Here is a 26,954-nt window from a genome sequence, read left to right on the forward strand (position 1 = left end):
CTCGAGTTTGCGGGTCCTGCGTGAATCTCGTGTGGACCTTGCATCGAGCGGCATTGCGCACCGAACAGTGCGGAATGCGCCATTATAGCCGCTCGGCCGTTGGCACCTGGCCGGGGATCGGCGCGATAATCGTTCTGCGTCTCTCGCCCGCTTCAATCACTGCGTCACCGGTTAGCGTCACCCGTTTGCGTCTCTGCTTGTGCGTCGCTTGTGCGTTACTTGTATCTCTCGTTTGTGAACACCGCGTCGCCGGACACGGCTCGCGCGAAACATCAAGGAGCATGCATGGAAGAAGCCCGACACTTCATCGGCGGCGAGTGGTCCGCCGCATCCGGCGGCGACACGATCGCCGTGCTCGATCCGTCGGACGGCCAGCCGTTCACGCGCATCGCACGCGGCACCGCGGCCGATATCGACACCGCCGTCCAGGCCGCGCGCCGCGCGTTCGAAGGCGCGTGGGGCGCGGCGAGCGCGGCCGAACGCGGACGCGTGCTGTACCGGCTGTCGATGCTGGTGGCCGCACGCCAGGAAGAACTGGCGCAGCTCGAAGCACGCGACACCGGCAAGCCGCTCAAGCAGGCACGCGCCGATTCCGCCGCCCTCGTCCGCTATTTCGAGTTCTACGCAGGCGCCGCCGACAAGCTGCACGGCGAAACACTGCCCTACCAAAATGGCTACACGGTGCTGACGATCCGCGAGCCGCACGGCGTGACCGGCCACATCGTGCCGTGGAATTATCCGATGCAAATCTTCGGGCGCAGCGTCGGCGCGGCGCTCGCGACCGGCAACGCGTGCGTCGTCAAACCCGCCGAAGATGCGTGCCTCTCCGTGCTGCGCGTCGCCGAACTGGCCGCCGAGGCGGGCTTGCCGGCCGGCGCGCTGAACATCGTCACCGGCTATGGATACGAAGCGGGCGCGGCGCTCGCGAGCCATGCGGGCATCGATCACATTTCGTTCACCGGGTCGCCGGAAACCGGCAAGGCGGTCGCGCAAATGGCCGCCGAAAACCACGTGCCCGTCACGCTGGAACTGGGCGGCAAGTCGCCGCAAATCGTTTTCGCCGATGCCGACCTCGACGCGGCGCTGCCCGTGCTGGTCGCGGCGATCGTGCAGAACGCCGGGCAAACCTGTTCGGCGGGCAGCCGCGTGCTGATCGACCGCGCGATTTACGAACCGTTGCTCGACCGCTTGAGCAGCGCATTCAACGCGCTGCGCGTTGGCCCTTCGCAGGCCGATCTCGACTGCGGTCCGCTGATCAACGCGAAACAGCAGCAGCGCGTGTGGGACTTCCTCTCCGATGCGCAGCACGACGGCATCGCGATGGCCGCGCACGGCGAAGTGATTCCCGAGGCGCCGGAAAGCGGCTTCTATCAGGCGCCGACGCTGCTGCGCGACGTGCCCGCAAGCCACCGCCTCGCGCGCGACGAAGTGTTCGGCCCGGTGCTCGCCGCGATGTCCTTCGCCGACGAAGACGAAGCGCTCGCCTTAGCCAACGGCACGCAATACGGGCTGGTCGCCGGTATCTGGACACGCGATGGCGCACGCCAGATGCGTCTCGCGCGACGCGTGCGCTCCGGCCAGGTGTTCATCAACAACTATGGCGCGGGCGGCGGCGTCGAATTGCCGTTCGGCGGCGTCAGGCATTCGGGCCACGGACGCGAGAAAGGCTTCGAAGCGCTGTACGGCTTCACCGTGCTGAAGACCATCGCGATCCGGCACGGCTAGCGCGGCGGGCATCCCGCTTCGATTCACGCAGACAGGCATCACCCTCTACAACAAGCAACGGAGACATCATGCGGTTGACAGGTAAAACGGCCATCGTCACGGGTGGCGGCTCGGGTTTCGGCGAAGGCATCGCGAAGACCTACGCGCGCGAAGGCGCGAACGTGGTGGTCAACGATCTGAACGGCGCGGCCGCCGAACGTGTGGCGAGCGAAATCGCGCTGGCTGGCGGCAAGGCCATCGCGGTGGCGGGCAACGTCGCGCAGCAGGACGACTGGCGCAAACTGCGCGAGGCCGCGCTCGAAGACTTCGGCAGCGTGCAGATCGTCGTCAACAATGCGGGGACCACACATCGCAACAAGCCGGTGCTCGAAGTGACCGAAGCCGAGTTCGATCGCGTGTACGCGGTGAACGTCAAAAGCATCTACTGGAGCGTGCAGGAGTTCGTGCCGTATTTCCGCGAGCAAGGCGGCGGCGGCTTCATCAACATCGCGTCGACGGCGGGTGTGCGGCCGAGGCCGGGGCTCGTCTGGTACAACGGCAGCAAGGGCGCGGTGATTATCGCGAGCAAGTCGCTGGCGGTCGAACTCGGCCCGGACCGGATTCGCGTGAACTGCGTGAATCCGGTGATCGGCGAAACGGCGCTGCTCTCCGAGTTCATGGGCGTCGAAGATACGCCGCAAAACCGGCAGCGTTTTCTGGCGGGCATTCCGCTTGGACGCTTCTCGACGCCGCAGGATATCGCCAATGCCGCGCTGTATCTGGCGTCGGATGAGGCGGAGTTCATCACCGGCGTGTGCCTCGAAGTGGACGGCGGGCGCTGCGTATAACGGCGCGGCTGGCTCGACGTAACGGGCGCAACGACCACACCCGGTAACCGCGCCCACCCGCGCAGCCTGCTCACGCGCGGCTGCGCGGGCGTCAGTGTTTTCCCCCGGTATTGATTCGTCATGCAAAGCACCGGGCGCGGCTAGAATCGGTTCCAGTTGTCAGCACTTCAATTCCACAAGAAAAGAGGAGACATCATGGCTAGTCCCGCAAATCCGCTTCAGCACCCCGGCGCAGGGGCGCCGTCCACCTTCGAAGAGGCCACCTACCGGAAGGTCACCTGGCGGCTCGCGCCGCTTCTGATGCTGTGCTACGTGGTCGCGTATCTGGACCGCGTGAACGTCGGCTTCGCCAAGTTACAGATGACGAGCGACCTCGGCCTGAGCGATGCGGTGTACGGCTTCGGCGCGGGGATTTTCTTCCTCGGCTATTTCATCTTCGAAATTCCGAGCAACGTGATCCTGCACAAGGTGGGCGCGCGCGTGTGGATTGCGCGGATCATGGTGTCGTGGGGCATCATTTCGATGCTGACGATGTTCGTCACCACGCCGACCATGTTCTACGTGATGCGCTTTCTGCTCGGGCTCGCCGAGGCGGGGTTCTTTCCTGGGATCATCCTGTACCTCACCTACTGGTATCCGTCGCATCGGCGCGGGCGCATGACCACCTGGTTCATGACGGCGATCGCGCTGTCGGGGGTGATCGGCGGGCCGGTGTCGGGTTATATCCTGAAGACCTTTAACGGCATGAACGGCTGGCATGGCTGGCAGTGGCTGTTTCTGCTCGAAGGGATTCCGTCGGTGATCGTCGGGGTCATGGTGTTTGTGATGCTGGACGATCGCATCTCGAAGGCCAAGTGGCTGACGAAGGAAGAACAGCAGTTGCTCGAGCGGCAAGTGTCGGCGGAAGAAGCGACCAAGCATGACATGCCGATTCGTCAGGTGCTCACGAATGGGCGTGTGTTGATGTTCAGCCTCACGTACTTTTCGTTCGTGATGGGCTTGTATGGGGTGAGCTTCTGGTTGCCGACGATTATTAAGGCGACCGGCGTGACTGATGCGTTCATGATCGGGTTGTTGTCGGCGATTCCGTTTGCGGCGGCTGTTGTCGCGATGGTCTTTGTTGCGCGCAGTGCGGACAAGCAACGCGAGCGGAGGTGGCATATTGCGTTGCCGGCGTTTGCGGGGGCTGTTGGACTGGTGCTTTCTGTTGTTTGGGCGCATAACACCGTGCTGGCGATGGCGTCGCTTACTCTCGCTACGATGGGGATTCTTACTACCCTGCCGCTGTTCTGGAGTTTGCCTACGGCGATTCTTGCGGGGACCGGGGCGGCGGCTGGGATTGCGATGATTAATTCGATTGGCAACCTCGCCGGGTTTCTTAGCCCTTATGCGGTGGGGTGGTTGAAGCAGGCTACTCAGGCTAATGATTCGGGGATGTATATGCTGGCGGCGTTTATGATTCTTGGGGGGCTGTTGGCGATTAGTGTGCCGGCGAGGATGGTTAATAAGTGAGGACAGCTCTCTGACGCGAGGCCTTGGCGGAGAGTTGCCGCCTGGGCCTTGCGTTGATGCGGGGGTGAATTCGCATGGAGTTTAGTGCTGATCGTCAACGATGACGAAATCAGCCAAGCGTGACGGTTCATAGAATCGCCGCAAGCGAAATGCTCACATTCAACCAATACGTCGCTAAAGCGTCAGACACTTGACCCAAGACGTATTCAGTACAAACACTGGAAAGGTCACACTCATTTCAGAAACATCCGATTTTCCGGAGCAGGACGTCTGCGTACGCTGAATCGCCAAATTTCTGATATCGAGCGGAGACTTGAATGCCAACCAGTAGCCATTCTGAATATCTGTTCGCCACGGTCGGCTCACTTACCGGGGGTGGTGGACGCGTTACCCGCGTTTCTAGCTGCGCAGCCTTTGACAACAAGAACCTTGCCGTCGTCGGCGATATCGTGACGTATGAAGATGGGACAGAAGCGACGATCATCGACGGCGCTGGCTTCGCGGCGATGTGGAGCAACAAGCCATTCGCACTCGTTGGCTCGCGCTTGAGTAACGGCGACAGAATCATCTCCTCACCTCAGGATTCTTTCGGCATCACAGTCCGGACCGGGGAGGATATTCCCGGCCTTTTCGATCCCTCGTATGTACCGCCGCAGCAGATTGACGACAACTGCGGGGATGACGGACGTGCGTAAGGCAGCGATACGACATGGCGATCCGACTACAACACACGGATTTGTCCTCGCCTATTCCTCGACGATCTATGACGACAACAAGAACGTTGCACTAAGCGGAGACGAGGCGACGTGCGGCAACTGCAAGGGCACGTTTCAGATATTCGGCACAGGGGAAGGAATGTCCGAAAAGGGGCGAGTCGTCGTAGTCGACGGCGATCTTGTACTTTGCCCTTGCAACCAGAATCGCGTGATCGTCGGCAACAATCCCGGCATCTTTCTCCAGTGCGACGATGGCCAATCTAGCAGTACACCCATTCGCGCAGCCGTCATGGTCGCCGCCTCATCGTCAACGGTTTCAGCGTATGACGAACAGGTATGCGCCACCGCGCTGGACACCCTACTCGCTGGTTACCCGTATTACATTGAAACCGCAGATGGGCGTATCGAGTCCGGCCGGATCGACGCATGCGGCCAGTTGCCACGTATTTTCACTGGCAACAACTCGGACAGCTACACCGTCTTTTGGGGCGACGAAGCCCTCGCAAAACAGTTTGGAGTTTGAGTTGTGCCGAACGCAAAAACCGTGGTTAGAACCAACTCGACGCCGAACTCCATCAAACAGGTTCAGTTAAGTGCAGTGACATTCCAGCAACTGTGGAACGACTACCCATCACGCGACCCTTACGACAATCCAGACTACCCAGATCAATGCGCTATTCGTATGAGCGTGACCTTCCATCGTGCTGGCGTTGAGATGAAGTCGTTTTCGTCAAAGCTGGTCAAGCCGCTCGGAGGACAGGCCAGCATCGGGCGTATCCTTCTCGAAGGAAACGTAACGGCGACGCGAGCCAATGAGCTTGGCGAGTGGCTGAAGCTACAGCCTATCGCCGGCATCGGCAAACCCGAGAACATTTCCGGGACCAACTGGGTATCCATGGTCAAAGGTCGCACTGGCATCATAATGTTTGACGGCTATTGGGCGCGCGACGGCGAGACAAGTGGCAACACGAGCGGCGGCCACATCGATCTATGGAACGGCGAGAAGCTGACGGGCCTGGGCACAGGGTTGAGAGTTACCTGGAACATTGTGATCCCCGGTATCTGGTCAGATTTCCGAAAATCAAAAACGATTCTTTTCTTTCCCGTGAAATGAAACTAATGAGGATCGTCGTTGGAATCATAGCTGGGGCAGTCTTGGGTACTGCCGTTGCGTGGTTTGGCCTGTATCTGTTCGGTGTAATCGTGTTGCATGGCAAAGGGAGTTTATTCGACGCGTCCCGCTCGGCAGAAACCACCTTCTTTGTTATCTGGGTTGCATTGACTGTTGCCTTCGCAATTTTGGGCGGATATGCAGGGTACGCGAATGACGGCCGGAAAGCGAACTAGACGGTAAGGATGATCGGATTGCGAACGCGAAGTGGCTGACGAAGGAAGAGCAGCAGTTGCTCGAGCGGCAAGTGTCGGCGGAAGAAGCGACCAAGCATGACATGCCGATTCGTCAGGTGCTCACGAATGGGCGTGTGTTGATGTTCAGTCTCACCTACTTTTCGTTCGTGATGGGCTTGTATGGGGTGAGCTTCTGGTTGCCAACGATTATTAAGGCGACCGGCGTGACCGATGCGTTCATGATCGGGCTGTTGTCGGCGATTCCGTTTGCGGCGGCGGTGGTGGCGATCAATCCATCGACAATTGGACTGATATGATCACGTTTATACGGGCAAGCGATCAAACTACATTTCACCCCACCTTTTTTGTCAGCCACAATGCCAACAATGTTGTCTGCATTTTATAGTCCCGCCAGCAAATGGTTAAACGACAACCAAGGCGTTGTCAGCGTAGCAATCTTTGCAATAACTGTTGCTTTCGCTTGGGCAAGCGGAATTTTTTCAGCGTTGCGCAGAAGACCTCAGTTCAAGCTACATCTACTTGAAGGTCCGACATTTTGCTGCACATACCCCGTTGGTAAAAAACACGGGAATTTTGATGTTCACCGGACAGGGATCGCCCTATATCTGTCGTTGTCCAACGTGGGCTCAGCGCCATCGAGTTTGGCGAATATCTCAGTTGCGTATCATTGGCATCTTCACCCGTTTAGCGTTCAATGGTTGAAGTATTCAGTGGGCTGGTTCTGGCTAACGAGTCAGACGGCTGCGCTCGATGCTTTTCAAGTAAAAATTGGTGAGAACATCAAGGTCTACCCTTTTCTCACGCAGAGGAATTTTCTTTCCCCCGCAAATCCTGAGACATACCTCGAAGTAGGACAGGCATCAAACGGTGTGGTCTATTTTGAGCAGACTGATAGTTGGGGTGGATGCTTGCCCTCCGTGCGTAATGGGCTTGTTCGTATCAAGGTGAGCATTCAGGACGTCTTTGGCGGGCGGCATACGAAAAGATTTGTCATTCCGGCGGTAACCGTAGCAGCGGCCCGCAAATACAATCCTTCTTTCGGCAAGACTCTGGCGGAGCTACGCAGCGAAAAACTGCCTTTTGACACGGAGGCGATTCCCGAAGACCTGCCCCTCGCTAACGACTGTACACGTTCGTAGGATCTTGGAAGCAGTCATTGCCACTGTGAGCTCAGCAGAATGGAAGTTGACGATCGCCGATCTCCGCTCGCAATTCTTGGTGACCAAGCATTCGCCGTGAGCATAGCTCTGGACCCGATTCATTACTGCAACGTTCGTACATCCGAATCGCTTTTACGGTCGCGTTGCTACTCCACCATCCAATACCTTACCGTAGTAACAGCATTGCCGCCTAATTGCTGAGGTTAGGAACGTTGGCTATTTTGGCACGGCGGGCGGACCAGAAATCGCCCGTCACGTGCTAGTCCTCACCTTAACTTCATCCGGCGAATCTGCACGCGAAGCGTTCCACCAGGACAGGAAGACCAAGCGAAATCCGAACCACCACGCATAAATTGAGTAGGCTGACTGACACGCATTCTCGTCAAGCAGTCCATGCGCGAGTTCATTCCGGAGATTAGGACCAAAAGCATCACAAAACAGTGCTCGCAACTCAAAAGCAAGATCCTTCCCAAAAACTTTCGCAGCGTCATCCATCTCCATCAAGGTGCTCATCCCGTTCTCGTGCTCGATGCCGTCCCTGTCCAAGTTTGTCGTTTTTGCTCCGGCCTGCTTGAGGTGCACACGAACCATGTGCTCAATCTGCGGTATCAGGATGTGCAGAGCCGACACAAAGTCCCCATCGTAGCCGGCAACGAGAGCCTTTCCGAACAGGTGTGCACGGTCTTTCGGGACGATAGGAGATCCGCTCGCAACGCCAACGAAATCGACTTCTTGAAGACGATGCTCCAAAAGCAGAATTTCGCGTGCGGGCAGGATGCTTCCCTGAACCAAGAGGCCAACTATAGTGCTGTAGCGCTGCACCATTTCGGCCCGGATTGCGATTTCGTCACTCTCCGTCGGATCCCCGTTCGAACTCATGGGCGGCCGTTTGGCGATCACGCGCCCGTCAGGACTCACCATTGAGGAACTCGCTAAACGACGAAATAGAGACTGCTGCATCGTCTCTATGGCATTTTTTCGCAGATGATCCACATTCGCGCCACGGTGCAGGCTCGCAAATGCTATCAGCGCATCGACTACTGACTTGCCCTTGACGGAATTCCGCGCACTTTCCACTATCTCTGAGATGTCTATACTGGGGCTGCTGATGACGCTCATCTCACCCATCGCCAATTCACCAGAGTAGTTCAGAAGCGAGCGAAGCTCAACAATGCGCTCGTCTACATTGAGTGCCTGCCGATCTGATCTCGGAATCGTTCGATAGATCTGGATGGCGTTCTCATAGAAGCTTGATGCCACTATATGACTCCGACTCTCGGATGCGAGTCTGGCTGTGGCTTCCTTCACCCAACTCTCAGCCGAAAACGCGGTCATTTCGGCAGCTTTTGCGCGGTTCGAAATCGCTTTGTACCATTCTGCAGCGCTTTTGAAGTAGTCGCGGGCCCGATGCAAATTACCTTCACCGTCGGAATCTCGCGCAAGAACCTCCAACCTTTCAGCAATTTCAGCCCGACGCGTCCGCGCCAAGCCATTCGACTTCAACAGTTCTGCCAGCCATAGCGCAAAAAAACCTTTCTCCAGCGTCGCTGCCGTGAATGCTTTCAGGATAGCGGTCTCCATTTCCGCCAGTTCCCTTTCTGCCCCTCCTTTCAGTAGTTGTGCGAGACTCAGCGCGCGCTGCCATCCCTCTCGGCCGCCAAGCAACCATGTATCGACATTCAGTGACACGGCGCGATAGGCATTAATGGCTAAGAAAGCGATAGCCGAATTTTTCGGGCGCTGCCGCAACCAGACAAGATCGGCTAGACGCGCTTTCAGCCAGACATCATCTACCGTCGCCAGATTCTCCGCGAACAGGGCAATGTCTGCATCTGTCAGGTCATCCGGGATTGCTGACCGTCGGTCGGGCATCACCATGAAAGGCTTGAATGGTTCATTGTGACTCCGCGGGGACAGCATCATGGAGCAAGCGTCTGCCAGCAACCACAGCACCTTGCCGTGGGCTTTACGCCCGTCTTCGATAGCCGCACGCGCCGCTGTCGAGAATGCGGTCCAGATGCCCTGATATCCCTTACCCGAACAATCGACCAACACCTCCTTCCACCCGGAATTTTCAAAATCGCCGCTCGTCACAACGAGATCTACATCGTAGCGTTGATTTGTCATTGATTCGTTCACTTGTTATCTAACTGATAGGTCTGACTTCGTCGTTTTTTAGTGAGATGCAGCCTTTTCCGGCGGCAAGCCCCGCCTCAGTGGCGCTGTTTCGAGACTCCGAACGAGATTCAAACGCCTCCGTAATGTCAGCCTCGTTTGGATCGTAGCGGCTCGTGCAAACCAACTTGATGTCACCAAATGTGAATCTCACCCATTCTTTAAATATCAGTGAATCTTTGCTAACTGGGTGAATCCCGACCGACGCTAACTGTTGCGTTAGTTCAGGCTTCGTTACCATAAAGAGAGTCGGAACTGATTGAACCACACCAACCATGCTCAATGCCTTAGTTGACATCCCGGGCGTGAAGGTGGCCAGCCAAAAAAATAGCGCGTAAGCCGGAACTCCGAAACCGATCAGCATCGACTTGATCGTGTGCGATAACGCCTGCTTTCTGCTCGTTGAAAAAGCAATCAGGCCCGGTATGTAGCCTACAAGCGCAAGCGGTACCAAAACCGCCAAGCCGTAGGTTGCCTTCCTATCGGTATCGAGTGGACCGACTAACCCCGCCAAGGTTAGAAAAGGGATGCAGATGGCTAGTGACGCCAACGTAACGACCACGGAAAAGACTACTGAACCGCCGAGCTTTTTCCAAAACTTCTGAGACTTCAGTCGTTCACTACGAATTCGAGCCCACCAAGACAACAACATGCAGCAGACAAAGGTGAATCCCACCAAGCAAAGCACCCAGAGTTCGGTCCCGAAAGAGCTGACGATGATTGCGGCCAACCATCCGACGACGGTAAAAACAATAATCCTGCGCGCCCACGGCTGCGCACCGTTGCTTTGCCCCCAAACTACCGCTGCGAAGAGGAACAAAGAAGGGGCGCAAAGTAAAAAAAGAAGCAGAGAGAAGAACAACAACGCCGCGAGCAGAAGCGCGATGAGCCCCTGCACGGACAGGAGTGCCGGCAGAAAGAGAGAAGTCCAGCCAATATGCTTTAGGAACACCCAGAGAAACCCGGCGGGTATGAATAGAAAAACGAATGCGGCCTTTAGGCACATGTCAAACGCATCTTTCGCCAAAGATACGCCTTCCTTAAACATCTTGTAGTATTTGACGAATTCTGTTCGTCCTAAATCATGGTCTGGCAAGATTGGCCTTTTTTGATATTCGTAGTTGTCAAAAATACGCTCAAAACCAAGCTACCAAGCACCGTGTGCAAGGCGCCATCTTTTTAAACGTTCGGAACGTGTAGTTTGTGAGGATGGTCATCCGCCAGTGAATGATCGACGCGCTGGTGTTGCCCGAAAATCCGGAACAGATGGAGACATCCACAACCTTGGCACTTTTAATGTCCTGAGTATAAAGCTTAACCGCCATTTCGGTCCCGCATTCAGCATGGCGGGGACACGTCTGAAGTACGCCTCCCGTTCCCATGCGACCGGACATTCGAGTCTGCCAGAGCACTTTTTGTCGGGAAGACCTGCATAAGATGCGCTTCGCATGACTACTAGCACGAAAAACGAAGAAATTCATTGAAATCTCTTACGTATGACGGTGTAATCGATCAATAACAACCGGAGGGATGAATGCATCACATTTCAGATGTTCTAGTTAGAAATTTTAAATCCATATCTGACGGATCATTCCCACTTTCACACTACACGCCTTTGGTTGGCTACAACAATGCTGGTAAGACGAACATTATTCGGGCCGTTGGCTGGATCATAAAGAGATCCAGCCTTCCCGCAGAAGATTTTCATCTGCTAGACCAGGCAGTCGTTGTTGAAGCGGAAATATCCGGAATAACGGTTGAGGTCCTAGACGCGATCGGCAACGCTCATCGGGGGCGCATCGAGCCGTTGGTAGTGGATGGTCTTATACGCATTAGGCGTACTCAAACGACGCCCGGTCAGCCGGTTGCGGCAATACGCTTCGAGGTGCTTAGGCGGGAAAACGGCCAAGACGAATGGGTAGTGAATCCGGCAGGTATCGACGCGGCAATCAGCGCCCTATTTCCTGATCCCATCTTCATCGGCGCGATGGAGAACGCGACTGAGGATGTAGCAAAGTTCGGCACCGGCACGACAATCGGCAAACTCTTAAAAGAGATCATGACGCCCGTCATCGACAGGCACTCGCCCGCCGTTGCTGAGGCACTACATGAGATTGGAAGAAGACTATCCGCCAATGCTGCGGAGAAAGATGAAACTCTGGTTGATCTTGATGGACGTATCCGGGGCGAACTGTCAAAGCTATTCCCGGGAGTCTCGGCAAAGACTCACATACCGGTGCCGGAGTTCGCTGATTTTATGAAATCAGCCACGATCAGGATTTTCGAAGAAGGATACGATAATCCAGAAGGTCGTGATGTCTCGTCATTCGGGCACGGCACGCAGCGCTCAATCCAGATAGCACTCATCAAGTGCCTAGCTGAGGTTCGAAGGGCGGGAGGAGGAAATCCAGGTAGAACAACTCTTCTCCTCATTGATGAGCCAGAGCTCTACCTGCACCCTCAGGCAATAGAAGTTGTGCGTGTAGCCTTGCGTCGCTTAGCCGGGGACGGCTATCAAGTAATCTTCACGACGCATTCGGCGAATATGATTTCGCGCTCAGATGCGCCGAACACTCTCCTGATCCGCAAAAGCGCTGCGGGTGGGACGAAATGTTATCCCCGAATCAAGGACGTTGTGATGGAGGCTATCGATGGTGCAGATCATCAATCGGAAGCGCTCTTCGCCCTCTCCAATTCCAGCAAAATCTTATTTTCTGAGCGTGTTGTGATCACGGAGGGCAAGACCGAACGTACCATCCTACCCGCAACGTTTCTTGACGCGTTTGGGGTTACGCCCGACGAGGACAAAATTGGCTTAGTGGATATAGGAGGCACACCCAATATCCCCGATACGATGAAAGTTCTCAAGGCAATGGGAGTGCCCTGCAAGTCGATCGTCGATTTAGATTTTGCATTCAGAATAGCTCCAATCAAAGGTCTCCTCGATCCGGCACACGCCGACCTTGCCGCCTGCAAGGCGATTCTCGTTGAATTGAAGGACGTCGGTGAAATTGCGTTAGATCAGGATGGGCTTCCCACTAAACACAATGGAGTCCCGGCTGCCACTGCATTTGAGATACTTGCGAGGCATGCCAACGCGATTCCCTGCATCGCAAGGCTCCATGAGGAATTGAAAGCCGTCGGCGTATGGATATGGACAAAGGGCGCAATTGAGGCTCACCTTGGGATAGCAAAGACTAGTACAGCCCAAAGAGCTTTTTTGGCTGGTCTTGAAGATGAAGTATATAGAGCAGCTATTCCAGACTACCAGTCAGTATGTGATGCAATGGCATGGCTGCGCGCCTGATCAAAGAGTGGAGATTGAGGCGCCCAATGGACCCCGCTCGTCCGCATACGCTAAAGGATGCGGAGTCGATGTCGAAGCGGTCAGCTAGCGAAGCGGCGGAGCGGAGGTTTATTGGGGCTAGTGCTCATCGCGTGTGTAGTATTCGAATGGCCACGACGCAAGTCACTCCTTCGGTTCCGCACGTTGCTGAATGCCCTGAATTACATAAGCCAGCAGTAAGCAATAGCCGTTGTTCTCCACAGCAAGCTTGCGCCGGGGGTCCACGGCATTCGCGATCCGTTGCCACTCTTCGACCAATTCTTTTCGATCCGCCGCCGTCAGCATGCTGAGATCGATCCGTTCAACGTTGCGTTTCAGGTATTCGAAGATAGTTCCGGCTTCTATCTGGCTGTAGATTTCTTCAAAGCTAGTCTGCTTGCCTGCATCCACTGCGCCGTTCAGGTAGAACGCAAGTACTGTGAGAGAGCTAAGGTGCATAGATCATATTCCAATCGTTGATTGCTGTTGTACCGCGCTTTGTTCGTCTGTCGGAGCTTATGCTCAAACGCTTCGATCTTTCACACAAAATGAAAGACGTGCCGTCCAAAGTTTATAAGGTACAGACGTTTGCCCCGACACGCGTTAGTTTGCCAGCTTATCGATACAGACACGAAGCTGTGCGGCGGCGGGGTGCAACTACTGCACTATTTTCGCAACGGAAAACTTGTCATACGCGAATATTCGATGTAGTGCGGTTCACGCTCGAACGATGGCTAGTGAAGGCTCACAAACCCGGAGTCACCATGAATTTCAGCGAAACTCCATTCGCTGATGAGTTAGCGAGCGACCTCGCCGTAGAGGTGGCCTTGAAAACGTCCCATAGGTATAACGCTGGTTGTCTCTTGTGAGTAGGTTTCAGTCCTCCGCCTTGTCCGATCGGCCAACTCTAACATTTAGCCTCCAAGATTAAATCCGAGATAGACCTACTCCCTTATAATTACCAAGTCGTCGGGAAACACCCAGCGACCAGGTTTGACAGCCTGACGTTCCAACCGCACACCCGCCCAGGCGGGTCGTGCGTCTATCGCTGCACGTCTATATTTCAATGGGCGGGCTGTGGTGGGGGAGCCGCAAGGCTCGCCGGGATGTTGGAACGCCGGTCTGTCAACCTCATCATGTGCCCGCTCACCCCTTCCCAAGCGAAGCAGGTGTCCGGGCTCCCCAGCATGCAACAGGGAGATCGCATCCATGCCCAGGTCCATCAAAAATCAACCGGCTTCACGTCCGCCAGTCGACGCACTCCAGTACGAAAAGCTTGCCCTATCCGCGTTCGATTTATGCGACCGGCAGGTGGGTCAACTGAACACCTTGATTACACTCGCGTCCTCAATAGTTAGAAATCCTGCTTTTACGAGCGACGAAAGAAAGCGCCGTCAAACGCTACTCGAATTGCTGCTGGACACCACCGAGCAGTATCAGCAGGAACTCGAATGCGACCGCGAGTTGTTCCAGGTGATTGCACTCGACGCGAAGGGCGTCCCGCGCAGCCACCTCACCGCGCAGCACGCGGCGAACTTGCTGGCTGAAGCATCGCAGAGCGCCAAAGCGACCTCGACCGCTGTGCAGCAGCACCCGTCCCCTGCCCCGCACTAAGCGATCCAATCAGCCCCATCCGCAACAGCCACCCGCCAGCACAAATGAAAATGGCCGCAGCAAAAGCTGCGGCCATCGAGTAACGCTTCGAGAGGCTCAAAGCAGTACGCCAACAATCACAAACGCCCGACGCACCACCACCCACCCCTCAAACAATATTCATAGCCAACGCACTCTCCCGATAATGCTGACTAGCCTTATCGCTATCCCCAAGCTGCTCATGCAACCTGGCCAACGCCCGATGCGAGCGAATCCGCAACGTCTCGTTATCCGCCAGCTTCAACGCACGCTCAAGGAACGACTGCGCCTTCCCCCACAACTGCTGATGCAGGCACAACCGCCCCAACGCAAACATCAAATCCGCATCTTCCGGCCGATCCTTCTGCCACCCCTCAGCCTTCTGAATCAGCGGCAACGCATCCCCCGCCGTCGTATCCGGATAACGCCGCAACAACCGCGCGTCCCAATTCTGCGCGAGCGCTTCCTCGACAATCTTGCGCGCTTCCTGTGGCCGATTCAGCGCCACCAGCAATTCAGCCGCGAGATCCGCAAGACGCGGCGAATGACGCTCGGTCGCCGACAGCGAATTCCACAACTCCAGCAACGCATCCGCGTTATGACGCCGGTCGCGCAACAGGTTCTCCGCCGCCAGTTGACGCAGACGCACCGCCACCGCCGGATGAATCGCCTCGCGCTTTTCCAGCGTCTTGACGAGCTTGAGCACTTCGCCCCAGTTCTTCAATTGCTGCTGCGCGCGCAACATGATCTGCTGCGCGTGAATGCGCCGCGCGCCCTGCGACTGCATTTCGGTCAGCGCGGTCAACGCGCCGTCCGCGTCGCGGCCGTCGGCGCGCATGTCGGCGGTGGCCATCAGGCGCGCGTCCTGCCAGTCGGCTTCGTCGATCTTCGCGAGCCATTCGTCGCGCCGCGCATATTCATGCATCCGATGCGCGGCCGTGGCCGCGATCAAACCGGCCGCGCCCTTGTTGTCGCCGTTCGCGAGCGCATCCTTCGCGGCTTTTTCGGCGCGCGAAAAACGTCCCGCGTACAGGTTGCCGATCGCGTCACGCAGCGCGGCGTGCGCCTTCGCGACACGCGAGCGCGCACGGTACGCGGCCACGCGCTGCGGCATGCGCCAGATATTGCGGATGATGCGCAACAGCGCATACAGCAGGATGAACAGCACCACCAGCCCGACCACGAACAGATTCAACGAAATGTCCACGCGGTACGGCGGATAGATCAGCAGCACCTGCCCGGTGTCGAAGCGCCCCGCCACCGCCAGCACCACCGCGATCGCGAACAGAAACGCGAGCCATAGAAGTCCCCGGATCGCCATGATTAACCTCGGCTCCGGTATTGATTGACGGCTTGCAGGCTCGTGTCCAGATTCGGCAATTCAACCGCGGCCGAACCCGCATCCACCTGCTTGACCAGATCGATCACGGTCTGCGTTTGCTTCGACGAGCTGTCGAAGTAGCGCGTGAGCGCGTTTTGCGCCGCCTGCAGGTCGGACTTCAGCGTGGTCTGGTTGCGCGAGAGCAGCGCGAGTCGCGCGGACAGCAAGCGCAGCTTCACGTTCTGACGCACGAAGTAGCCTTGATCGGGCGTGGTCAGCATCGCGTCGGCGTTATCGATACGGCGCACCTGCACGAGGCTCGTCAACTGATCGCCGATGCCGGTCGTCACTTCCTTCAACCACACTTCCCAGCGCGGCTTGCCGGTGGCCGCGGCCACCTTCTCGGTGTCGGCCCACGTGGCCGCGCGCGGCGTCGCGTGCGGGATCGGCGCGTCGCCGGAGAGCGGCAGGTCGTCGATGTGGTCGATCGCGTTGTCGAGCTTGATCGCGAGACCGGTGAGGTCGGTGGACGGCGCGGCCTTCAGCTTGTCGATGTCCAGCGCGATGGCCTTGCGCACCGCGACCGCCTGCGTGCTGTCCGACGCGGCGAGGCGCGTGTCCGCGCTTTGCAGCGCGAACAGCGCGAGCTGCGTGTTGCCGGTGAGCCGCAACTGCTGGCTTGCGGCCGACAGCATCTGCGCGACTTCGGCGAGCGTCCAGTCGTCGCGATTGCGCGCGAGGTCCGTGTATTGCTGTTCGAGCGCTTGCTGCGCGGCTTGCGTATCGGCGAGCTTGCCGGTCACCTGCGCGACCTGCGAATCCGCCTGATGCACGGTCGCGAGCGCCTGCTCGATCTTGATGCGCAGTTCGTTCGCCTGGGTGTCGTTCGCTTGCTGGCGCTGCGCGAGTTGCTGCTCGGTGCGCTCCAGCTTGCGGTTCAGCGCAAAGCCCGCCACGCCCACCGCGCAAGCGAGGATCACCACCACGAACCACAACAGCGGCATGCTCGCGTTGCGGCGCTTTTGCGCTTCGTAGGGCGTGAAGGGTTGGTTCGGCGGCAACGGGGTGCTCGCGGCCGGCTGGGGAGAAGCGTTCTTGGATTCGTTCGTTTCAGTCATGCGTGATTTAGCCGGTGATTGAGCCGGGTTGGACGGTACCGGTTGAACTACGGGCGGAACGGCGGCAAGCAGCGCGCGGACAATGCGCTCGTCGCCCGCACCGGACACCGTAATCCTATCAAAACCCAATGCCCGCGCGGTCTGCGCAATTCTTGGATGCGGCGTGACGAGCGTCGCGCGTTTGAGCTGCACGATTTCGTCGGCGGTCAGATGCTCCTGCGCGAGTTCGTGCAGGTTGCGCACGCCTTCGGAACTGGTCAGCAGCCACGCATGCGGCGCGCCCGCGAGCAACGCGTGCACGCGCGCCCAGCCGCCGATCGACGGCTCCGGCACGAGGCGGCGATACGCGGCGACTGCTTCGACTTCAGCGCCCGCTTCGCGCAGACGGTCGGCGAGCCATTCGCGGCCGCCGTCGCCGCGCACGATCAGCACGCGCTTGCCGTCGAGACCCGTCGCGCCGAGCGACGCTTCGATGGCCGCGAAGAGGCCTTCGGAGTCGAAGCTCGTCGCTTCGTCGTCGTTGGCGGAGGCGGGGCTGATGACCTGATGCGCCGGGGCCGCGACGCCGTGGCGCGCGAGCGCCTGCACGCTGCCCGGCCCAACCACGCCGACCGGCAACGCATGCGGCCAGATGCCGTCGCGGAGCGCGAACGCGTGATCGACGGCGTTCGGCGAGACGAACACCACCAGTGCGTAGCGTTCGAGCGACGCGAGCGCTGCGCGCAACGGGGCATCGTCTGCCACAGGCGCAATGTCGATCAGCGGGAATTCGAGCGTGTCGAAGCGAGCGGCGTCGAGTTGCCGGATCAGTTCGCTCGACTGACCGGCCGGTCGCGTAATCACGACCGTGAACGCCACCATGACGGCGGAGGAAGTCGCGTTGCCTGGGATGTCGGCTGCCATCACGCGCCGGTCGCCGCGCTGTCCGCTGCATCGCCGGCATGGGATGCGGCGGCGGGACCGCTGGCGGTGCTGAGCGCACGCACGATGTCCATCGCGCCTTGCTGTTCGAGCGCGCTCGCCACTTCCTGGCCGAGCGCCAGCGCACGTTCGACGGTCGGCGCGGGCGCCGACGCCTGCGCGCTCAACACGCGTTGACCATCGGGCGTAGCGACGATGCCGCGCAGATGCAGCGCGCCGTCATGCCAGCTAGCGTAGGCGGCGAGCGGCACTTCGCAACTGCCGCCGAGCGCACGCGACACCATGCGCTCCGCTTCGACCGCAGCCGCCGTGTGTTCGTGATGCAACGGCGCGAGCCACGCGACCATATCCGCGCGATCGGCGCGAATCTCGATGCCGAGCGCGCCCTGCCCCGCTGCGGGCAAGCTGTCCTCAGGATCGAGCAGCGCACGGATGCGATCGCCGAGACCCAGGCGCTTCAGGCCAGCCGCAGCCAGAATGATCGCCGCGTAATCGCCGCGATCGAGTTTCGACAGACGCGTATCCAGATTGCCGCGCAAAGGCCGCACTTCGAGATGCGGATAACGCATGCGCAGCATTGCCTCGCGACGCAGGCTCGATGTGCCGACCACCGCGCCCTCCGGCAACGCGGCGAGCGTGTCGTACTCGTTCGAGACAAACGCGTCGCGCGGATCTTCGCGCTCCATGATGGTGGACAGCGCGAAGCCCTCGGGCAATTCCATCGGCACGTCTTTGAGCGAGTGCACCGCGAGATCGGCGCGGCCATCGGCGAGCGCGGCTTCGAGCTCCTTCACGAACAGACCCTTACCACCGACTTTCGACAAAGTGCGATCGAGAATTTGATCGCCGCGTGTCGTCATTCCGAGGATTTTTACGTCACAAGATGGATATAATTTGTGCAGCGCACATCGCACATGCTCCGCTTGCCACATGGCAAGTCGGCTTTCTCGCGACGCAATCACAAGCGTGTGGGGTGGCGTGGAAAACGTCTCGGTGTTCATTAGCTTGCTGATCGAATGACGGGATGTAATAACAATCAATGTTAGCACGCGCTTCCGCGTCTTCCTTGCATCGCAAGGCACACCGGAGCGCCGTGCCGGCGCGGTATCGATGGAGGAGACGGGCTTCGCGCAACACGCGCGTGCCCTGTCCCGTCATGTTCACGCACGGTCGTTCGCGCACCGTGCCTCCGCATGCGGGATGATGCAGTGCGGCGCAACGTGCGTCGTCTGCATGCGTGCATGGCTGTGCGTTGTGCGTGACGGACTCGGCGGCCGCGTCCCGTGCGGTTCGCGCAGTGCGTTGCGCGCAGTACGTCGCGATTCACGCGGCCCCCTCTCCGGCGTTGCGCCATCGGCTTCTACCGTTCGTCCAGGTTTCGTGCAGTTCACGTTGCAGTTCCAAGTGCAGTTCCGCAGTAGCAGTTCATCACTTAACAGACCCTGGCTTCCCTGAGGAAACCCATCGTGACGTCTTCCGGATCGGCGCGCCCTGCCCGCCGCAACACCGCATCGCCCAACGCTCAAGCGGCCGACGCCGCTGCGCCCTCGGCTTCCGCCACCATCGACGCTGCATCGACGACAGCCGTCGAACCCGCCGACCACGCTCAACGCGCTCAACGTGCCAGCAAGAAAGCCCAGCCCGCTCAGGCTGCGAAAGCCTCCAAGGCCTCGAAGACTTCCACGTCCGTCAAGGCCGACAAGGCAGTGAAGACGAGTAAAGCCGATAAGGAGGCAGAGGCCGCAAGCTCCGCTTCTGCTTCGAAGCCGGCCAAGGCCGCACAAGCGGCACGCTCGGCGCAAGCCGTGAAAGCCAAGGCTGCGTCGCCGAAGATCAAGGTCGTCGCTACAGCCGAAGCCGAAGCCGCGCCGCAAGTTGCGAAGACGCCGAAGCTGCAAGCCGTGTCCGCAGACACCGCCACGCCCGCGCCGAAAACCAACGGTCGCACGCGCGAAGACAAAGACCATCCGCTGTTCCAGGACATCCGCTATCTCGGACGCCTGCTCGGCGACGTACTGCGCGAGCAGGAAGGCGACGAGGTATTCGACGTCGTCGAAACGATCCGTCAGACCGCCGTGCGTTTCCGTCGCGAGGACGACAGCGCCGCCGCGCAAACGCTCGACAAGAAGCTGCGCTCGCTGAGCCCCGAGCAAACCGTCAGCGTGGTGCGCGCGTTCAGCTACTTCTCGCATCTCGCGAATATCGCCGAAGACCGTCACCGCAACCGGCGTCACCGCATTCACGCGCTGGCCGGCTCGACCTCACAGCCGGGCACGATCGCCCATGCGCTGGAGCGGCTCGTCGAAGCGGGCGCAGCCGCCACGCCCGTGTTGCAACAGTTCTTCAACGACGCGCTGATCGTCCCCGTGCTGACCGCGCACCCGACCGAAGTGCAGCGCAAGAGCATTCTCGACGCGCAGCACGACGTCGCGCGTCTGCTCGCCGAGCGCGACCAGCAGTTGACCAACCGCGAACGCGCGCATAACGAAGCGATGCTGCGCGCGCGCGTCACGTCGCTATGGCAAACGCGGATGCTGCGCGACTCGCGCCTGACCGTCGCCGATGAAATCGAAAACGCGCTGTCGTTCTATCGCGCGACGTTCCTTGAAGAAATCCCGGCGTTGTACGCGGACATCGAGGAAGCGCTGAAGGAACACGGCCTCGAAGCGCGCCTGCCGCCGTTCTTCCAGATGGGTAGCTGGATTGGCGGCGACCGCGACGGCAATCCGAACGTGACCGCCGAAACTCTGGAAAACGCGATCACGCGCCAGGCCGCGGTGATTTTCGAGCACTACCTGGAGCAGGTGCACAAGCTCGGCGCGGAGTTGTCGGTGTCGAACCTGCTGGCCGGCGCGAGCGACGAGCTGAAGGCACTCGCGGCGGCGTCGCCCGACCAGTCGCCGCACCGCACCGACGAACCGTATCGCCGCGCGTTGATCGGCATCTACACGCGACTCGCCGCGAGCGCGCGCGTGCGTCTGGGCGAAGGCACGGTGCCGTTGCGCAGCGCGGGCCGTGGCGCGGCACCGATCCGCGCGACGCCGTACAACGACTCATCCGAATTCGAACGCGATCTGCACGTGCTGATCGATTCGCTCGCCGAGCATCATGGCGCCCCGCTCGCCGCACCGCGTCTGTCGCCGCTCGCGCGCGCCGCCGAAGTGTTCGGCTTCCATCTCGCGAGCATCGACTTGCGGCAAAGCTCGGACATCCACGAAGCGGTGATCGCCGAACTGCTCAAGCGTGCGGGCGTCGAGGAAGACTACGCGGCGCTCTCCGAAGAAGACAAGCTCAAGGTGCTGCTCGCCGAACTCGCGCAGCCGCGCATGCTGCGTCTGCCGTACGGCGAATACTCGGACCTCGTGAAGAGCGAACTCGGCGTGCTCGAAGAAGCGCGCGTGACGCGCGAAAAATTCGGCGCGCGCGCGGTGCGCAACTACATCATTTCGCACACGGAGACCGTCAGCGATCTGGTCGAAGTGATGCTGCTGCAAAAGGAAACCGGCCTGCTGCGCGGCCGCTTGGGCGATGCGAACGATCCGGCTCGCGCGGGCCTGATGGTGATCCCGCTGTTCGAAACGATTCCCGACCTGCGCAACGCGCCGCACATCATGCGCGATCTGATCGCGCTGCCGGGCGTCGATGGGTTGATCGAACATCAGGGCAACGAGCAGGAAGTGATGCTCGGCTATTCGGACAGCAACAAGGACGGCGGCTTCCTCACGTCGAACTGGGAGCTGTATCGCGCGGAACTTGCGCTGGTGTCGCTGTTCAACGAACGCGGCGTGACGCTGCGCCTGTTCCATGGACGTGGAGGCACGGTCGGCCGTGGCGGCGGTCCGACCTATCAGGCGATTCTGTCGCAGCCGCCGGGCACCGTCGACGGACAGATCCGCCTGACCGAGCAAGGCGAAGTGATCGCCAGCAAGTTCGGCAATCCGGACATCGGCCGACGCAATCTGGAAACGGTGGTGGCCGCGACGCTCGAAGCGTCGCTGCTGCCGCACGGCAACGCGCCCGAGCAACTGCCCGCCTTCGAGGAAACGATGCAGCAGTTGTCCGATGCGGCGATGGCTTCGTATCGCGCGCTGGTCTACGAAACGCCCGGCTTCAAGGAGTATTTCTTCGAGTCGACGCCGATCGCGGAGATCGCCGAGCTGAACATCGGCAGCCGGCCTGCGTCGCGCAAGCTGCAAGACCCGAAGCAGCGCAAGATCGAAGATTTGCGCGCGATTCCGTGGGGCTTCTCATGGGGCCAATGCCGTTTGCTGCTGACCGGCTGGTACGGTTTCGGCAGCGCGGTGGCCGCGCATCTGGACAGCGCGCCGAGCGACGCCGAACGCACGCGCCGTCTCGCGCTGCTGAAGAAAATGCACAAGACGTGGCCGTTCTTTTCGAACCTGCTGTCGAACATGGACATGGTGCTCGCGAAGACCGATCTCGCTGTTGCGTCGCGCTACGCGGCGCTTGTGTCGGACAAGAAGCTGCGCAAGCATGTGTTCGAGCGGATCGTCGCCGAATGGGAGCGCACGTCGAAGGTGTTGTCGGAGATCACCGGCAAGAGCGAGCGGCTCGCGGAAAATCCGCTGCTCGCGCGCTCGATCAAGAACCGCTTCCCGTATCTCGATCCGTTGAATCACCTGCAAGTGGAGCTGCTCAAGCGTTATCGCGCGGGCGATACCAATGCGCGCGTGCGGCGCGGGATTCATTTGAGTATCAACGGGATTGCGGCGGGGTTGCGCAATACGGGTTGATGTTCGACTGAGTGCGGGTTCGATGTGAAGACCGGGCGTGGCCTCAATGGCCGCGCCCGGTTTTTTTATTGCGCGACTATTGCGCGTCGATCATCAACGCGTCGAGCTTGAACGAGTGATCCGCCTGCACGTCGAAATACTGCCGCACTTCATCGGGCGCGTTGTCCCACAGCGAGCGGATCGCCACCACGCGCGGCTCCGGCGTGCGCATGCGCGCCACCCACGAACTGAACTCCAGATCGATGCGCCAGCGCTCGCGAATCGACGCGTTGAAGCCTGCTGCCGCAAACAGCGCAACCCACTCGTCGGCGCGGTAATCGCGGATATGCGAACCGTCGCGCAGCAACTCGATCGCCTGGATATGCGTGTCGAGCAACGGATGATCGATGCCCGCGATGTCGATGAACAACACCTTGCCGCCCGGCTTCAGCACGCGCCGCACTTCGGCGAGCGCGAGCGGCACGTCGTGCCAATGATGCGCGCTCATGCGGCTGATCACCCAGTCGAACGAATGGTCGTCGAACGGCAGCGTTTCGGCTGCGCCCTGCTGCGTGCGTATGTTGGCGAGGCCGCGCTCTTTCGCGGCGCCCGCGACCGTCGCGAGCATTTGCGGCGCGATGTCGTAGGCGACCACGTCCTTCGCATGCGGCGCGACCGCGAAACTCGCGTGGCCCGCGCCGCAGCCCATGTCGAGCACCGTCGCGTCCGGCGTCGCGGCGATCGACTCGGCCAGCATCCGCAGATCGGCGCCGGTTGCATGGGTTTGGCTCGTCAAATACGCGGCGGCGGTCGAGCCGAAGGCGTCGGCGACCTGATCGTGATGCTTCATGGGGAGGCTCCGGTTATGGGTTGGGAACAGCGGATTCGCGACAGCGCCGCAACAGCGTTGGCAGGCGTTTCGCCGTTCCAGCCGCTACAATAGGGCCCGCCGGGTACCGGTACAAGTTAAGCAATTATTCTGGTATCTCCATTACCCCCCGAAATTAACACCCCACACGCAAAGCCAATCAGCATGACCACGCCGTCTTCCGCCGATAACCCACCGCCGCTCGACGCCACCCCGGCCCGCGCGCTCGGCGACTTCATCCGCGCGCACCGCGAGCGGCTTTCGCCGCAAGCGGTCGGCCTGCCGCCCGGGCCGCGCCGCCGCACGCCCGGCTTGCGGCGCGAGGAAGTCGCGCAGTTGTGCGGCGTGAGTCCGACCTGGTACACGTGGATCGAACAGGGACGGCCCGTCTCCGCATCCGCCGACGCGCTCGCACGCATCGCCGTCGCGTTGCAGCTGTCGCGCGCCGAGCGGGCTTATCTGTTCGAACTGGCCGCGCAGCGCGACCCCACCGAACCCGATCCGGCCGCCGCCGACGCGCCCGTCACGTTGCTGGAAACGGTGCGGCTCGTGAGCGCGCCGGCCTACGTGCTCGACCGGCAGTGGAATGCGCTCGCGTGGAACGAGCGCGCGGCGGATCTGTTCGTCGGCTGGCTGGATGGCGCGCATGACCGCAATCTTTTGCGCTACACGTTCACCGAGCCGGCCGCGCGTGAGTTGATCGTCGACTGGGAAACGCGCGCTAGGCGGCTCGCCGCCGAATTTCGCGCCGACTCGATCCGTCATCTGAACGATGCGCCCACGCGCGCGCTGATCGATTCGCTGAGCGCGGCGAGCGACGCGTTCACGCGCTTCTGGGCGTCGCAGGATGTCGGCGGTCGTGAAGGTGGGCGGCGCGAGTTCAATCATCCGCGCGATGGCCGCCTCGTCTATGACCAGATCACCTTCAAGCCCGCGCATCGCGAGGATCTGAAGCTGGTGGTGCTGGTGCGCGAATAGCACGTGGCCGCTGGCGTCTTTAACGCCCACGGCCAGTGTTAAAATCCCCGTCTTTCCCCGCTTCGGCCGCACCCTTGCACGGTACGTGACGTGCATGACGCGCCGTCAGCCTCTCACCGCTCGCTCAACTGCCGCTTAACTGCCCAACACCATGACGTCCCAACTGCACAAAAAAGGCGAAGCCTGGTCGGCTCGCTTCTCGGAGCCGATGTCGGAGCTTGTCAAACGCTACACGTCGTCGGTTTTCTTCGACAAGCGTCTGGCGCTCGTCGACATCGAAGGGTCGCTCGCGCACGCCTCGATGCTGGCCGCGCAGAAGATCATCGCCGCCGACGACCTCGCCGCCATCCAGCGCGGCATGGCGCAGATCAAGGGTGAAATCGAACGCGGCGAGTTCGAGTGGCAACTCGATCTGGAAGACGTCCACCTGAACATCGAAGCGCGCCTGACCGCGCTGATCGGCGATGCGGGCAAGCGCCTGCACACCGGCCGCTCGCGCAACGACCAGGTCGCGACCGACATCCGCTTGTGGCTGCGCGGCGAGATCGACCGGATCGGCGGCCTGCTGACCGAGCTGCGCACCGCGCTGCTCGACATGGCCGAGAAGAACGCGTCGACCATCATGCCGGGCTTCACGCATCTGCAAGTCGCACAGCCGGTCACGTTCGGCCATCACCTGATGGCCTACGTCGAAATGTTTTCGCGCGACGCGGAACGCATGATCGATTGCCGCAAGCGCGTGAATCGTCTGCCGCTGGGCGCGGCGGCGCTCGCGGGCACCAGCTATCCGATCGACCGTCATGCCGTGGCGAAGACGCTCGGCTTCGACGGCATCTGCGCGAACTCGCTGGACGCCGTCTCCGACCGCGACTTCGCGATCGAATTCACGGCCGCGTCGGCGCTCGTCATGACGCACGTGTCGCGCTTCTCCGAAGAACTCGTGCTGTGGATGAGCCCGCGCGTCGGCTTCATCGACCTGGCTGACCGCTTCTGCACCGGCTCGTCGATCATGCCGCAGAAGAAGAACCCGGACGTGCCCGAACTCGCGCGCGGCAAGACCGGTCGCGTGAACGGCCACCTGATCGCGCTGCTCACGCTGATGAAGGGCCAGCCGCTCGCGTACAACAAGGACAATCAGGAAGACAAGGAGCCGCTGTTCGACACCGTCGATACGGTCGCCGACACGCTGCGCATCTTCGCTGAAATGGTCGCCGGTATTTCGGTGAAGCCTCAAGCGATGCGCGACGCCGCGTTGCAAGGCTTCTCGACGGCCACCGATCTGGCCGACTACCTGGTCAAGCGCGGCCTGCCGTTCCGCGACGCGCACGAAGCGGTCGCGCTGGCCGTGCGTATCTGCGCGGATCGCGGCTGCGATCTGGCGGACCTGACGCTCGAAGAAATGCGCGCTGAGCTGCCGAACGTCGCACATCTGATCGGCGAGGACGTGTTCTCGTATCTGACGCTCGAAGGCTCGGTCGCGAGCCGCAATCATCCGGGCGGCACCGCGCCGGAGCAGGTGCTCGCGGCAGTGAAGGCGGCACGTGAGGCGTTGAAGTAGCAGCAGTCGCGTCGCAAGTGGCCGGGCTTCGCTCGGCGCCTGCAGCGCACTCGCAAGACAAAGGCGGACCCGCCAGCGGGTTCGCCTTTTTTATTGGTCGATCCGCAGTCGCAATGTGGGCGAACGCGCCGCACAAAAAATAAAGCCCGCACGAAGCGGGCTAAAAAAGACTTCCACCGATGCCTCCCGAAAGAGGCCATCGAAGTGTAGGCGTGTTTTCGCCGCCGTCCAATCGCCGCATATTTCCGGCCATTACACGGGGCGCATCAAGACGCGCTTGCGCGGCAGCAATGGCGCGGGCGAACGCCAATTGCATCCTGGCCGTTTTTGACTACCATCAAATCAAGTCCTCTCCGTGGTCCTCGTCGACGATGCTCATCTGCTCGCGTCACCTTCTCCGCATGACCGGACGCTTCGCAACGGGCATGGGCACGGGGTCGTTGCGCACGCCTCGCGCGCTGCTCATTGCGGCTTGCGCCGGCGTACTGGCCGGCTGCACGATCACGCTGCCGCAGCACGAACCCGCCGTCAGTACGCCGGTCGCGGCGATCAACAGCGCGACGCTCGATCAGTATCGCGTGGCGGTCGCGAAGCGCATCACCGAACGCAATCCGTCCTACGTGCTGCGCGGCACGCCGCAGGCGATGCTGCGCTCGCTGGTGGTGGTGTCGTTCACGGTGGATCGCAACGGACACATCGTGCAGTCGGCGGTCTATCGCACCAACGGCGACGACGAAACCGAGAGCACCGCGCTCGCGACGTTGCGGCGCGCCGCGCCTTTGCCGCTGCCGCCCGGCAAGCTGCTCAATGGTCGTGGCCAGCTCGAACTGTTCGAAGACTGGCTGTTCAACGACGACGGCAAGTTCCAGCTGCGCGAGTTGGCGTCGCCGCAAGCGCAGACGATCGACTGAAGCGGGTCGGCCCGTAGACGAATACGTGGCGCACGTCGCAACCGCAGGCGTCCGCCAGAGCTCGTCACGAACGACCGCATCGCGGCTTCGCAACCGCGTCGCTACG

20 protein-coding genes and 1 pseudogene are annotated in these 26,954 nt (G+C 60.3%); 14 read left to right on the forward strand and 7 right to left on the reverse strand.

Annotation, left to right across the window (positions count from 1 at the left end):
- The first annotated feature begins 285 nt into the window (after nt 1–285).
- The 8 genes and pseudogenes from BGI01S_RS19590 (at nt 286) to BGI01S_RS29720 (ending at nt 7,287) form a co-directional block, all read left to right on the forward strand.
- A complete protein-coding gene (locus BGI01S_RS19590) occupies nt 286–1,725 on the forward strand; it encodes an aldehyde dehydrogenase family protein (RefSeq protein ID WP_042327641.1) in 1,440 nt (479 codons plus the stop codon).
- A gap of 68 nt (nt 1,726–1,793) precedes the next feature.
- Nucleotides 1,794–2,552 carry an SDR family oxidoreductase gene (locus BGI01S_RS19595; protein ID WP_042327642.1) on the forward strand — a complete coding sequence of 253 codons (759 nt, stop codon included), beginning with the start codon at nt 1,794–1,796 and terminating at the stop codon, nt 2,550–2,552.
- A 195-nt stretch (nt 2,553–2,747) separates the two neighbouring features.
- A complete protein-coding gene (locus tag BGI01S_RS19600; protein ID WP_042327643.1) occupies nt 2,748–4,064 on the forward strand; it encodes an MFS transporter in 1,317 nt (438 codons plus the stop codon).
- A gap of 317 nt (nt 4,065–4,381) precedes the next feature.
- The gene (locus tag BGI01S_RS19605) at nt 4,382–4,759 is read left to right on the forward strand and encodes a PAAR domain-containing protein (RefSeq protein ID WP_042327644.1); all 378 of its coding nucleotides are present in this window, start codon (nt 4,382–4,384) and stop codon (nt 4,757–4,759) included.
- A complete protein-coding gene (locus BGI01S_RS19610; RefSeq protein WP_042327645.1) occupies nt 4,743–5,303 on the forward strand; it encodes a PAAR domain-containing protein in 561 nt (186 codons plus the stop codon). Before BGI01S_RS19605 ends, BGI01S_RS19610 begins: the two co-directional genes overlap by 17 nt.
- 3 nt (nt 5,304–5,306) lie before the next feature.
- Nucleotides 5,307–5,894, forward strand: a complete 588-nt coding sequence (locus BGI01S_RS19615) for a type VI secretion system amidase effector protein Tae4 (RefSeq protein WP_042327646.1) — start codon at nt 5,307–5,309, stop codon at nt 5,892–5,894.
- 241 nt (nt 5,895–6,135) lie between these two features.
- Nucleotides 6,136–6,417, forward strand: a pseudogene (locus BGI01S_RS19625) (MFS transporter); the annotation flags it as partial.
- 96 nt (nt 6,418–6,513) lie between these two features.
- Nucleotides 6,514–7,287, forward strand: coding sequence for a hypothetical protein (locus BGI01S_RS29720; RefSeq protein ID WP_084585427.1), 774 nt, complete (start codon nt 6,514–6,516; stop codon nt 7,285–7,287).
- A gap of 273 nt (nt 7,288–7,560) precedes the next feature.
- On the opposite strand, the gene BGI01S_RS19630 is transcribed toward BGI01S_RS29720, so the two are convergent.
- Nucleotides 7,561–9,435 (reverse strand): DUF4209 domain-containing protein, encoded by a 1,875-nt coding sequence (locus BGI01S_RS19630; RefSeq protein WP_042327650.1) that lies wholly within the window; start codon nt 9,433–9,435, stop codon nt 7,561–7,563.
- Between the two features lie 19 nt (nt 9,436–9,454).
- Nucleotides 9,455–10,579 (reverse strand): hypothetical protein, encoded by a 1,125-nt coding sequence (locus BGI01S_RS19635; RefSeq protein WP_157004232.1) that lies wholly within the window; start codon nt 10,577–10,579, stop codon nt 9,455–9,457.
- A 438-nt stretch (nt 10,580–11,017) separates the two neighbouring features.
- Between BGI01S_RS19635 and BGI01S_RS19640 the strand changes: the two genes are divergently transcribed.
- Entirely contained in the window at nt 11,018–12,790 is a 1,773-nt protein-coding gene (locus BGI01S_RS19640; RefSeq protein WP_042327654.1) for an ATP-dependent nuclease, read from the forward strand.
- 162 nt (nt 12,791–12,952) lie between these two features.
- Here BGI01S_RS19640 and BGI01S_RS19645 read toward each other — a convergent pair whose 3' ends face one another.
- Nucleotides 12,953–13,267, reverse strand: coding sequence for a hypothetical protein (locus BGI01S_RS19645; protein ID WP_042327655.1), 315 nt, complete (start codon nt 13,265–13,267; stop codon nt 12,953–12,955).
- A gap of 750 nt (nt 13,268–14,017) precedes the next feature.
- Between BGI01S_RS19645 and BGI01S_RS19650 the strand changes: the two genes are divergently transcribed.
- Nucleotides 14,018–14,422, forward strand: coding sequence for a hypothetical protein (locus tag BGI01S_RS19650; RefSeq protein WP_042327656.1), 405 nt, complete (start codon nt 14,018–14,020; stop codon nt 14,420–14,422).
- Nucleotides 14,423–14,570: 148 nt separating this feature from the next.
- Here the strand turns inward: BGI01S_RS19650 and BGI01S_RS19655 are convergent, their stop codons facing one another.
- Genes BGI01S_RS19655 through hemC form a run of 3 tightly spaced genes read right to left on the reverse strand, consistent with a single transcriptional unit; the run spans nt 14,571 to nt 18,801 of the window.
- The gene (locus tag BGI01S_RS19655; protein WP_042327658.1) at nt 14,571–15,761 is read right to left on the reverse strand and encodes a heme biosynthesis protein HemY; all 1,191 of its coding nucleotides are present in this window, start codon (nt 15,759–15,761) and stop codon (nt 14,571–14,573) included.
- 2 nt (nt 15,762–15,763) lie between these two features.
- Nucleotides 15,764–17,782 carry a fused uroporphyrinogen-III synthase HemD/membrane protein HemX gene (gene hemDX, locus BGI01S_RS19660; RefSeq protein ID WP_042327659.1) on the reverse strand — a complete coding sequence of 673 codons (2,019 nt, stop codon included), beginning with the start codon at nt 17,780–17,782 and terminating at the stop codon, nt 15,764–15,766.
- Complete coding sequence (gene hemC / locus BGI01S_RS19665) at nt 17,782–18,801, reverse strand: hydroxymethylbilane synthase (RefSeq protein ID WP_042327660.1); 1,020 nt, start codon at nt 18,799–18,801, stop codon at nt 17,782–17,784. Before hemC ends, hemDX begins: the two co-directional genes overlap by 1 nt.
- Before the next feature lie 465 nt (nt 18,802–19,266).
- Between hemC and ppc the strand changes: the two genes are divergently transcribed.
- Nucleotides 19,267–22,554 (forward strand): phosphoenolpyruvate carboxylase, encoded by a 3,288-nt coding sequence (gene ppc / locus BGI01S_RS19670; protein ID WP_042327661.1) that lies wholly within the window; start codon nt 19,267–19,269, stop codon nt 22,552–22,554.
- Between the two features lie 76 nt (nt 22,555–22,630).
- Here ppc and BGI01S_RS19675 read toward each other — a convergent pair whose 3' ends face one another.
- On the reverse strand, nt 22,631–23,383 hold the full coding sequence (locus tag BGI01S_RS19675; RefSeq protein ID WP_042327662.1) for a class I SAM-dependent methyltransferase: 753 nt from the start codon (nt 23,381–23,383) through the stop codon (nt 22,631–22,633).
- Between the two features lie 183 nt (nt 23,384–23,566).
- On the opposite strand from BGI01S_RS19675, the gene BGI01S_RS19680 reads away from it, so the two are divergent.
- The 3 genes from BGI01S_RS19680 (at nt 23,567) to BGI01S_RS19690 (ending at nt 26,848) form a co-directional block, all read left to right on the forward strand.
- Nucleotides 23,567–24,379, forward strand: a complete 813-nt coding sequence (locus BGI01S_RS19680) for a helix-turn-helix transcriptional regulator (protein ID WP_042327663.1) — start codon at nt 23,567–23,569, stop codon at nt 24,377–24,379.
- Nucleotides 24,380–24,530: 151 nt separating this feature from the next.
- Nucleotides 24,531–25,937, forward strand: a complete 1,407-nt coding sequence (gene argH / locus BGI01S_RS19685) for an argininosuccinate lyase (protein WP_042327664.1) — start codon at nt 24,531–24,533, stop codon at nt 25,935–25,937.
- A gap of 425 nt (nt 25,938–26,362) precedes the next feature.
- On the forward strand, nt 26,363–26,848 hold the full coding sequence (locus tag BGI01S_RS19690; RefSeq protein ID WP_042327754.1) for an energy transducer TonB: 486 nt from the start codon (nt 26,363–26,365) through the stop codon (nt 26,846–26,848).
- The last annotated feature ends 106 nt before the right edge of the window (nt 26,849–26,954 follow it).

This window comes from Paraburkholderia ginsengisoli NBRC 100965 (genome assembly GCF_000739735.1).
In the GTDB taxonomy this organism is placed as follows: Bacteria; Pseudomonadota; Gammaproteobacteria; order Burkholderiales; family Burkholderiaceae; genus Paraburkholderia; species Paraburkholderia ginsengisoli.

What these genes read in the sequence shown, in the direction of transcription:
- BGI01S_RS19590 (WP_042327641.1), top strand. Translation starts at nt 286, where the DNA reads ATGGAAGAAGCCCGACACTTCATCGGCGGCGAGTGGTCCGCCGCATCC.
- BGI01S_RS19595 (WP_042327642.1), top strand. Translation starts at nt 1,794, where the DNA reads ATGCGGTTGACAGGTAAAACGGCCATCGTCACGGGTGGCGGCTCGGGT.
- BGI01S_RS19600 (WP_042327643.1), top strand. Translation starts at nt 2,748, where the DNA reads ATGGCTAGTCCCGCAAATCCGCTTCAGCACCCCGGCGCAGGGGCGCCG.
- BGI01S_RS19605 (WP_042327644.1), top strand. Translation starts at nt 4,382, where the DNA reads ATGCCAACCAGTAGCCATTCTGAATATCTGTTCGCCACGGTCGGCTCA.
- BGI01S_RS19610 (WP_042327645.1), top strand. Translation starts at nt 4,743, where the DNA reads ATGACGGACGTGCGTAAGGCAGCGATACGACATGGCGATCCGACTACA.
- BGI01S_RS29720 (WP_084585427.1), top strand. Translation starts at nt 6,514, where the DNA reads ATGTTGTCTGCATTTTATAGTCCCGCCAGCAAATGGTTAAACGACAAC.
- BGI01S_RS19630 (WP_042327650.1), bottom strand. Translation starts at nt 9,435, where the DNA reads ATGACAAATCAACGCTACGATGTAGATCTCGTTGTGACGAGCGGCGAT.
- BGI01S_RS19640 (WP_042327654.1), top strand. Translation starts at nt 11,018, where the DNA reads ATGCATCACATTTCAGATGTTCTAGTTAGAAATTTTAAATCCATATCT.
- BGI01S_RS19645 (WP_042327655.1), bottom strand. Translation starts at nt 13,267, where the DNA reads ATGCACCTTAGCTCTCTCACAGTACTTGCGTTCTACCTGAACGGCGCA.
- BGI01S_RS19650 (WP_042327656.1), top strand. Translation starts at nt 14,018, where the DNA reads ATGCCCAGGTCCATCAAAAATCAACCGGCTTCACGTCCGCCAGTCGAC.
- BGI01S_RS19655 (WP_042327658.1), bottom strand. Translation starts at nt 15,761, where the DNA reads ATGGCGATCCGGGGACTTCTATGGCTCGCGTTTCTGTTCGCGATCGCG.
- hemDX (WP_042327659.1), bottom strand. Translation starts at nt 17,782, where the DNA reads ATGGCAGCCGACATCCCAGGCAACGCGACTTCCTCCGCCGTCATGGTG.
- hemC (WP_042327660.1), bottom strand. Translation starts at nt 18,801, where the DNA reads ATGAACACCGAGACGTTTTCCACGCCACCCCACACGCTTGTGATTGCG.
- BGI01S_RS19675 (WP_042327662.1), bottom strand. Translation starts at nt 23,383, where the DNA reads ATGAAGCATCACGATCAGGTCGCCGACGCCTTCGGCTCGACCGCCGCC.
- BGI01S_RS19680 (WP_042327663.1), top strand. Translation starts at nt 23,567, where the DNA reads ATGACCACGCCGTCTTCCGCCGATAACCCACCGCCGCTCGACGCCACC.
- argH (WP_042327664.1), top strand. Translation starts at nt 24,531, where the DNA reads ATGACGTCCCAACTGCACAAAAAAGGCGAAGCCTGGTCGGCTCGCTTC.
- BGI01S_RS19690 (WP_042327754.1), top strand. Translation starts at nt 26,363, where the DNA reads ATGGGCACGGGGTCGTTGCGCACGCCTCGCGCGCTGCTCATTGCGGCT.